Origin of the sequence: Micromonospora maritima, from assembly GCF_902825405.1 — a bacterium.
GTDB lineage: Bacteria > Actinomycetota > Actinomycetes > Mycobacteriales > Micromonosporaceae > Micromonospora > Micromonospora maritima.
In genome coordinates, this window is sequence record NZ_CADEAU010000248.1 from 1 (window position 1) to 8,074 (window position 8,074).

The window sequence follows — 8,074 nt, forward strand, 5'->3', positions numbered from 1 at the left end:
ACCGCCCGGGGGCGTCGGGACGGCTCCCGCGCCACCGGCGGCCCGTCCGCCGCCCGGCTGCGGGACGCCTCCGCCGCTGAGCCCGCCGAGACCGGTACGCCGTCCACCGCCCCGGAGCCGGCCCCGGAGCCCTCTTCGCCGGCACCGGACCATCGAACCGCGACTGAGAGGGACGCCTAGTGGTGCACACGACGCGGCAGAACGCCGATCTCGACTGGCTGCTCGACGACCTGGTGGAACGGGTCCCCGCCGCCCGCCAGGCGGTGGTGCTCTCCGCGGACGGGCTGCTGCTGGGCGCCTCCGCCGACCAGGACCGCGCCGACGCGGAGCACCTGTGCGCGCTGGCGTCCGGTTTCTCCGGCCTGGCCAAGGGGGCCACCCGGCACCTGGGCGGCGGCGCGGTCCGCCAGACGGTGGTGGAGATGGAGTCCGCGTACCTGTTCGTCACGGCCGCCGGGCAGGGCGCCTGCCTCGCCGTGGCCAGCGACGCCGACGCCGACATCGGCCTGGTGGCGTACGAGATGGCGATGCTGGTGATCCGCGTCGGGGAGAACCTGGCCGCACCGGCGCGGACCGTGGGGGAGCCGACCGATGCGCGCTGAGTCGCCGGGCCCTCAGCACGAGTGGCTGGACGCCGACGCGGGCCCGGTGGTCCGCCCGTACACGCTCACCGGTGGGCGGGTCCGCCCCCCGGTCGACGGGTTCGACCTGCTGGCCTTCGTGCTGACCACACCGGCGGCCGAGCCGGCCGGCGCGCCCGGTCTCCAGCCGGAGCACCGCCGCCTGGTCGAGCTGGCCCGGCGGCCGAAGGCCGTCGCCGACCTCGCCGCCGACCTGGACCTCGCCGTCGGCGTGGTCCGGGTGCTGCTCGGCGATCTCCTCGCCCACGGGTTCGTCGCGGTGCACCGGCCCCCGGCCACCGCGTACCTGCCCGACGACAACATCCTCAAGGCGGTGGTCAGTGGACTCCGTGCGCTATGACCGGGAGCCGGCCGCGTCGCGGGTGCCGCTGGCCCTGAAGATCCTCATCGCCGGCGGGTTCGGCGCCGGCAAGACGACGCTCGTCAGCGCGTTGAGTGAGGTGCGGCCGTTGCAGACCGAGGAGGTGCTGACCGGGGCCGGTCTCGGCACCGACGACGTCTCCGGGGTGGAGCAGAAGTCCACCACCACCGTGGCCATGGACTTCGGCCGGATCACCATCAACGACGACCTCCAGGTCTACCTGTTCGGCACGCCGGGCCAGGACCGGTTCTGGTTCCTCTGGGACGAGCTGGCCTTCGGCGCGCTCGGCGCGGTGGTGCTCGCCGACACCCGCCGGCTGGCCGACTGCTTTCCCTCGATCGACTACTTCGAGCAGCGGGGCGTCCCCTTCGTGGTGGGGGTGAACTGCTTCGAGGGCTCCCGGCGGTTCGGCCTGGAGGCGGTGCGGGACGCCCTGGACCTCGACCCGGACGTGCCGCTGGTGCTCTGCGACGCCCGGGACCGCCAGTCCGGCAAGCTGGTGCTGATCTCGCTGGTCGAGCACGTGGCGCGGCAGCGCGGCGAGCCGGTGCCGGTGGGCTGAGCGCGGTCCGTCCGGCATCCGGTCGGAGGAATCACGAGTGACCGGGCGGTTCTCCGGGAAGCCTCTGGTGGGATCGCGGCAGGATCGGCGGAAGGTGGGAGCGGTGACCGGCACGGGCGAGGTCGTCCACATCGGCGGCTACACGGCGGAGGCGGGGGGCCGGGCGGAGGGGATCGTCGCGGCGCGGCGGGACCCGGCGACCGGGGCGCTCACCCCGCTCGGCACGGCGGCGGTCACCCCGTCGCCGTCGTTCCTCGTCCGGCATCCGGGGCTCCCGGTGCTCTACGCGGTCAACGAGTTGTCCGACGGGCGGCTGAGCGCCTTCCGGGTGGCCCCGGACGGCGACCTCGCGCCGCTGGGCGTACTCCCGACCGGTGGTGGGGAACCGTGTCACCTCGCGGTGGCGCCGGACGGCCGGCACGTGTTCGTGGCGAACTACGGCGGCGGCAGCGTCGCGGTGTTCCCGCTGGACGCCGAGGGCGTGCCGGGGGAGCGCACCGACCTGGTCCGGCACGAGGGGCACGGCGCCGACCCCGAGCGGCAGGAGAAGGCCCACTGCCACATGGTCTCGCCCGACCCTTCGGGCGGCCCGCTGCTCGCCGTCGACCTGGGCACCGACTCGGTCTACCGGTACGACCTCGACGTCGCCTCCGGGCGGTTGGTGCCCCGGGCGCCCCGGCTGCGGACGCCGGCCGGCACCGGACCCCGGCACCTGGCCCGGCACCCGGACGGCCGGCGGGCCTGGCTGGTCGGTGAGCTGGACGCCACGGTGACGGCGTACGACCTGACGACGGACGGGTTGCACCAGCGGGTACGGGTCGACGCCAGCGGCCGGACCGGGCACGTGCAGCCTTCGGAGGTGGCCGTCGGACCGGACGGGCGCTTCCTCTACGTGGGCAACCGGGGCGTGGGGACGGTCTCGGTCTTCGCGCTGGACGGCGCCGCGCCGGAGCTGGTGGCCGAGGTCGGGACCGGCGGGGGGTGGCCCCGGCACTTCGCGCTGTCCGGCGGGTTCCTCTACGTCGCCGACGAGCGGGCCGACCTGGTCGGCGTCTTCCGGGTGGACCCGACCACCGGGGTGCCGGAACGGGTCGGGGAGCCGGTGCCGCTGGCGAGCCCGACGTGCGTTCTGGTGTGACGGGATCGTGACGGATTGCACTGTCCAGTGTGGATTGCGATCACCCGGGATCACTGGTCCGTGACTCAGTGTATCGATTAGGTGATCAACTGTTTCTCCTGCGTAACTTTCGTCCGAACGGTTGTGGCAGTAACCCCACGAGATACGCAAGATGGTCACCGTGTCTGGCCGCCATCGCATGCGTACTAACCTTCGTGGGGCAGGTGCCGCCGCGGCGGCGACCGCCCTCGTCGCCGTCGTAGCCGGCTCCTGGTTCGGATACCAGCAGCTGGCCGGCCCGAACTGCTCGGGCCGGATCGAGCTGTCGGTGTCGGCCGCCCCGGAGATCGCCCCGGCGGTGCGTGGCGCCGCCGACGAGTGGGTCGCCAACGGCGCGCGGGTCGGTGACACCTGCATCGCCGTCAACGTCGCCTCGGCCGAGCCGGTCGACGTGGCCGCCGCCGTGGCGAGCAAGCACGGCGCCACCCTGGCGGGCGTCGGCCAGGCCAGCGGCACCGCGGTCACCCCGGACGTCTGGGTGCCCGACTCCTCCACCTGGCTGGTCCGGCTCAAGGCGGGCGGGGCCAGCGCCTTCGCCCCGGGCAACGGCGCCTCGATCGCGCGTAGCCCGGTCGTGGTCGCGCTGCCCGAGCCGGTGGCCACGCGGATCGGCTGGCCGGACAAGGACTTCCGCTGGTCCGACCTGCTCAAGCAGGTGACGGCCAGCAAGCCGCTGCGGGCCGGGATCGTCGAGCCGACGCAGGACGCGGCCGGCCTGTCCGGCCTGCTGTCGCTGACCGCAGCCGCCAGCTCCACCGGTGAGGCCGGTTCCCCGCAGGCCCAGGAGGCCATGGTCGGGGCGCTGCGGGCGCTGGCCACCAACCGTTCCTCGCTGCGGCAGGACCTCCTCGCGCGGTTCCCGCGCTCGTCCGACCCCACGGCCATCGCCAACGGGCTGGGCGCGGCGGCGCTGTCCGAGGAGGACGTGATCGCCTACAACAACACCAAGCCGCCGATCAAGCTGGCGGCGCTCTACCTCGACCCGCCGCCGATCTCGCTGGACTACCCGTTCGCCGTGCTGCCCGGGATCGAGCCGAGCAAGGCCTCGGCGGCGCGGGTGCTCTACGAGGCGCTGCGCTCCGGCGACTTCAAGGACCGGCTCGCCGCGCAGTCGCTGCGCGCGCCGGACGGCAACTGGGGCCGCGGTTTCCAGGCGCCGACGGGCGCGCCGAGCCCGGCCAACGGCGGTGAGAAGCAGGTCCCGCCGTCCGGCCAGGGCGGCGCGGCCGAGCTGGACCCGGTCGCCATCTCGACGGCCACCACCACCTGGTCGGTGGCCACCCAGTCCGGCCGGATGCTCTGCGTCATCGACGTCTCCGGCTCGATGAAGGAGCCGGTGGCCACGGCGAACGGCGCCAGCCGGGAGCAGGTCACGGTGGCGGCCGCGAGCCAGGGCCTGGGGCTGTTCGACGACTCCTGGTCGATCGGACTGTGGACGTTCTCCACCAACCTGCAGGGCACGCAGGACTGGAACGAGCTGGTCGGGATCGGCCCGCTGTCGGGCAACCGGGGCTCGCTGCAGCGCGGTCTGGCCTCGATCCGGCCGTCGAAGGGCAACACCGGCCTGTACGACACGATGCTCGCGGCCTACCAGAAGGTCCAGCAGGACTGGGAGCCCGGCAAGGTCAACTCGATCGTGCTCTTCACCGACGGTCAGAACGACGACGACAACGGCATCTCGCAGAAGGCGCTGCTCGACAAGCTCAAGAAGCTGCGGGACGACGAGCAGCCGGTCCAGGTGATCATCATCGGCATCGGCACCGAGGTGAACCGCAAGGAGCTGAAGTCGATCACGGACGTCACCGGCGGCGGCGCGTTCGTGACCACCGACCCGAGCAAGATCGGCGAGATCTTCCTGCAGGCGATCGCGCTGCGGCCGCCCGCCCCGCGCTGACCCGACAATCAGCGATAGCCTTCCGCCGTACCGGATTTCCGGTACGGCGGAAGGCTTCCCGGGTCAAGCACGGGAAAGTGAACTGACGGTAATGCGTCCGAATCAATCGGTAACCATAATTGTCTTGGCATGATGACCGGGTGCCCCGACCGCAGGCTCCCTCCGGAGCCGGGCGGGGGCGGGGCGGTCCTGAGCAGAGTGGGGAGGGCCCGTGACCTCGGCGACGCTGTTGACCCCCGCCAGGACGTCGCGACCCGGTGGCGACCGCCCCGGTGCGACGACGCGAGCCGCGGAGCGGGCCTACATCCGGGTCCTGGTGGTGCTCGACACCGCCGTGCTCGCCGTGGCGATCCTGGTGGGTTACCTGGCCCGGTTCGGTGACGAACAACCGACCGGATCCGAGATCCCCTACGTGGTGGTCGCCCCGGCGCTCCTGCTCGTCTGGCTGGTCTCGCTCAAGGCCATGCGCTGCTACGACGACCAGGTGCTCGGCTACGGCGCGGACGAGTACCGACGGGTCAGTGCGGCGAGCCTGCGGCTCGCCGGCGGCATCGCCATCGCCGGCTACATCGCCGACGTCGGCGTCTCCCGCGGCTTCCTGGCCATCTCCTTCGCGGTCGGCACGCTCGGGCTGGAGGCGGCCCGGTTCGCGGCCCGCAAGCGGCTGCACAAGGCCCGCTACCGGGGCGGCGGCTGGTCCCGCAAGGTGCTCGTGGTCGGCGACACCGCGCACGTGCTGGAGCTGGTGCACACGCTGCGCCGGGAACCGTACGCCGGCTACCAGGTGGTCGGCGCGTGCATCCCGGACGCGCTGCTCGCCCCGGTGCCGCAACGGCTGGGCGACGTGCCGGTGGTCGGGTCGTTCCGGGGCATTCCGGAGGCGGCCACCGCGATCGGCGCGGACACGGTCGCGGTCACCGCGTCGGGCGAGCTGACCGCGACCCGGCTGCGCCGCCTCGGCTGGCAGCTGGAGGGCACCGGCGTCGACCTGGTGGTGGCCCCGGCGCTGACCGACGTGGCCGGCCCCCGCATCCACACCCGCCCGGTCGCCGGCCTCCCGCTGATCCACGTCGAGGCGCCCGAGTTCCGCGGCGCCCGCAAGCTGGTCAAGGGCTTCGTCGACCGGTCGATCTCGCTGATCGCCCTGCTCCTGCTCTCGCCGCTGCTGGCGGTGATCGCGCTGGCCATCAAGCTCGACAGCCGGGGCCCGGTGCTGTTCCGGCAGACCCGGGTCGGCCAGGGCGGCGAGGAGTTCGGCGTCTTCAAGTTCCGCACCATGGTGGTCAACGCCGACGCCCTGCTCGCCGAGCTGGCCGCGCGCAACGAGACCGACGGCCTGATGTTCAAGATGCGCGACGACCCCCGGGTCACCCGGGTGGGCCGGCTGCTGCGCAAGTGGTCGCTGGACGAGCTGCCCCAGCTCGCCAACGTGCTGCTCGGCCAGATGAGCCTCGTCGGCCCGCGTCCGCCGCTGCCCTCCGAGGTGGCCCGCTACGACGGCGACGTGGCCCGTCGGCTGCTGGTCAAGCCCGGCATGACCGGGCTCTGGCAGGTCAGCGGCCGATCCGACCTCAGCTGGGAGGACGGCATCCGGCTCGACCTCTACTACGTGGAGAACTGGTCGCTCGCGGCCGACCTGACCATCCTCTGGAAGACGTTCGGCGCGGTGCTCAACAGCCGCGGCGCCTACTGACGCGGGCCGGTCAGGGCTGCGGGCCCAGCCAGTCCAGGCAGACCACCACCGCGTCGTCGACCAGGTCGCCGGCCACGAACGCGCGCAGGTCGCCGATCAGCGACCGGACCGCGTCCAGCGACTCCATCGGGCCGGTGCGGCGCAGGAACCGGTCCAGCGCCGCCTCGCCGTACCGGACCCGCTCGGCGGTCGCGTCGATCACGCCGTCGCTGACCACGAAGAGCCGGTCGCCCCGCTCCAGCTGGAACCGCTGCTCCCGGTAGTCGGTCCCCTCGAACATGCCGAGCGGGAACTGCTTGTCCAGCACCTGCTCGGCCACCACGCCGGCGCGTAGCCGGATCAGGCGCGGCGAACCGGCGTCGACCGCGGTCAGCGCGCCGGTGGCCAGGTCCAGCTCCAGCAGGAGCACGGAGAGGTGCTGGGCGCCCCGATGCTGCGCGAAGATCGCCTGGTCGGCCAGGGCGGCCTGGTCGGCGAGCGAGATGCCGGCCCGGCGGGCGTTGCGCAGCGCGTACGTGGCCAGCGAGGTGAGCAGCGCCGCGGCCACGCCCTCGCCGAACCCGTTGAGCACCGCGAGCCACAGCCGGTGGCCGTCGTCGGACCAGTCGAAGCTGTCCCCGCGCACCGCGTACGCCGGCTCCAGTTGACCGGCGAGGCTGAACGAGGGCCGGATCCGGCTGCGCCCGGGCAGCAGCTCCCACTGCATCTCGGCGGCCAGGGTGAGCCGCCGGCTGCGGCGGGCGCCCAGGTAGATGTCGGTCGTCGACGTGACGGCGGCCAGCTCGTGCCCGAGCACCGTGGCGACGGTGTCCAGCTCCCGGAGGGCGTCGGGGTCGTCGGGCGCCGGGGAGACCCGCAGCACGCCCCGGCGCTCACCTCGCATCCCCACCGGGAACCAACCCGTCCCGTCGACGACCACCGGCTCCTGGTGGTCGAAGGCCCGCCAGGCCGGGTGGCCGGGGCCGGCGATCGGCTCCCCGCCGCCCAGCGGCAGCAGCTCGGCGAGCCGGTAGTCGACCTGGTAGAGCTCGGTGCGGGTGATCCCGTACCCACGGGCCAGCTCGGCGGCGAGCCGGTCCACGATGAGATCTGTCGGCGCATCCGTCACGGTCTGGCGCGCGCGAACCTCCGCTCCGCTCATCTTTGCTCCTTTGCACAGGTCGTCGGGCTGGTCCGGGGGGTAGTCTCGGGCCCACCATGACCGAAGAGCGCGGTCCACGGGGACCTGAAGCGAGTATGTCCGCAGTCCTGGACGAGGCGGCGGGCACCCTGCTCGCCGTCTGGGAGGCGGCTCGGGAGCGCACCACCAGCCGGCTCTCCGGAGCCCAACTACGTGCGGTCATGGTCGTCGAGCAGTATGACGGGATCAACCTCCGTCGGCTCGCCACTCTGACCGACATGCTGCTCTCCTCCGCCAGCCGACTCTGTGACCGGCTGGTGGCGGCCGGGATGCTGGAACGCGAGCCGGGCCGCTACGACCGCCGGGAGATCTCGCTGCACCTCACCCCGGCGGCCCGACGCCTCCTCGCCGAGCTGCGCACCGACCGGCGGCACCGGCTGGAGCGGATCCTGGCCGGGATGAGCGCGGACGGCCGGGCGGCCCTGCTGCGCGGCATGCGCGAGTTCGACGAGGTCGGACGGCGCGGTGAGGCCACCGTGGCCGAGGGCTGGCCGGTCCTGCAACCCTCCGGGGAACGCATCGGGGACCCGATGGCCGGGCCGACGCCGCCGGCCGCGGCCGCCGAG

The 8,074-nt window shown here is 73.4% G+C and carries 8 protein-coding genes; 7 read left to right on the top strand and 1 reads right to left on the bottom strand.

Annotated features, from left to right (window positions below; genetic code table 11):
* The first annotated feature begins 179 nt into the window (after positions 1 to 179).
* The 6 genes from HUW36_RS20395 to HUW36_RS20420 all read left to right on the top strand — a co-directional run bounded on the left by HUW36_RS20395 (position 180) and on the right by HUW36_RS20420 (position 6,328).
* Positions 180 to 602, top strand: coding sequence for a roadblock/LC7 domain-containing protein (locus HUW36_RS20395; RefSeq protein ID WP_174529634.1), 423 nt, complete (start codon positions 180 to 182; stop codon positions 600 to 602).
* Entirely contained in the window at positions 592 to 981 is a 390-nt protein-coding gene (locus HUW36_RS20400) for a DUF742 domain-containing protein (RefSeq protein WP_091571419.1), read from the top strand. The genes HUW36_RS20395 and HUW36_RS20400 overlap by 11 nt, the downstream gene beginning before the upstream one ends.
* Positions 962 to 1,564, top strand: a complete 603-nt coding sequence (locus tag HUW36_RS20405; RefSeq protein WP_174529635.1) for a GTP-binding protein — start codon at positions 962 to 964, stop codon at positions 1,562 to 1,564. The genes HUW36_RS20400 and HUW36_RS20405 overlap by 20 nt, the downstream gene beginning before the upstream one ends.
* A gap of 103 nt (positions 1,565 to 1,667) precedes the next feature.
* Positions 1,668 to 2,702 (top strand): lactonase family protein, encoded by a 1,035-nt coding sequence (locus HUW36_RS20410; RefSeq protein WP_174529636.1) that lies wholly within the window; start codon positions 1,668 to 1,670, stop codon positions 2,700 to 2,702.
* Positions 2,703 to 2,880: 178 nt separating this feature from the next.
* A complete protein-coding gene (locus tag HUW36_RS20415; protein ID WP_174529637.1) occupies positions 2,881 to 4,635 on the top strand; it encodes a substrate-binding domain-containing protein in 1,755 nt (584 codons plus the stop codon).
* Positions 4,636 to 4,846: 211 nt separating this feature from the next.
* A complete protein-coding gene (locus tag HUW36_RS20420) occupies positions 4,847 to 6,328 on the top strand; it encodes a sugar transferase (RefSeq protein WP_174529638.1) in 1,482 nt (493 codons plus the stop codon).
* 10 nt (positions 6,329 to 6,338) lie between these two features.
* Here HUW36_RS20420 and HUW36_RS20425 read toward each other — a convergent pair whose 3' ends face one another.
* The gene (locus HUW36_RS20425) at positions 6,339 to 7,469 is read right to left on the bottom strand and encodes a PP2C family protein-serine/threonine phosphatase (protein ID WP_174529639.1); all 1,131 of its coding nucleotides are present in this window, start codon (positions 7,467 to 7,469) and stop codon (positions 6,339 to 6,341) included.
* 95 nt (positions 7,470 to 7,564) lie between these two features.
* On the opposite strand from HUW36_RS20425, the gene HUW36_RS20430 reads away from it, so the two are divergent.
* Positions 7,565 to 8,074, top strand: a 510-nt coding sequence (locus HUW36_RS20430) for a MarR family winged helix-turn-helix transcriptional regulator (RefSeq protein WP_174529640.1), incomplete at its 3' end; no start/stop codon positions are given.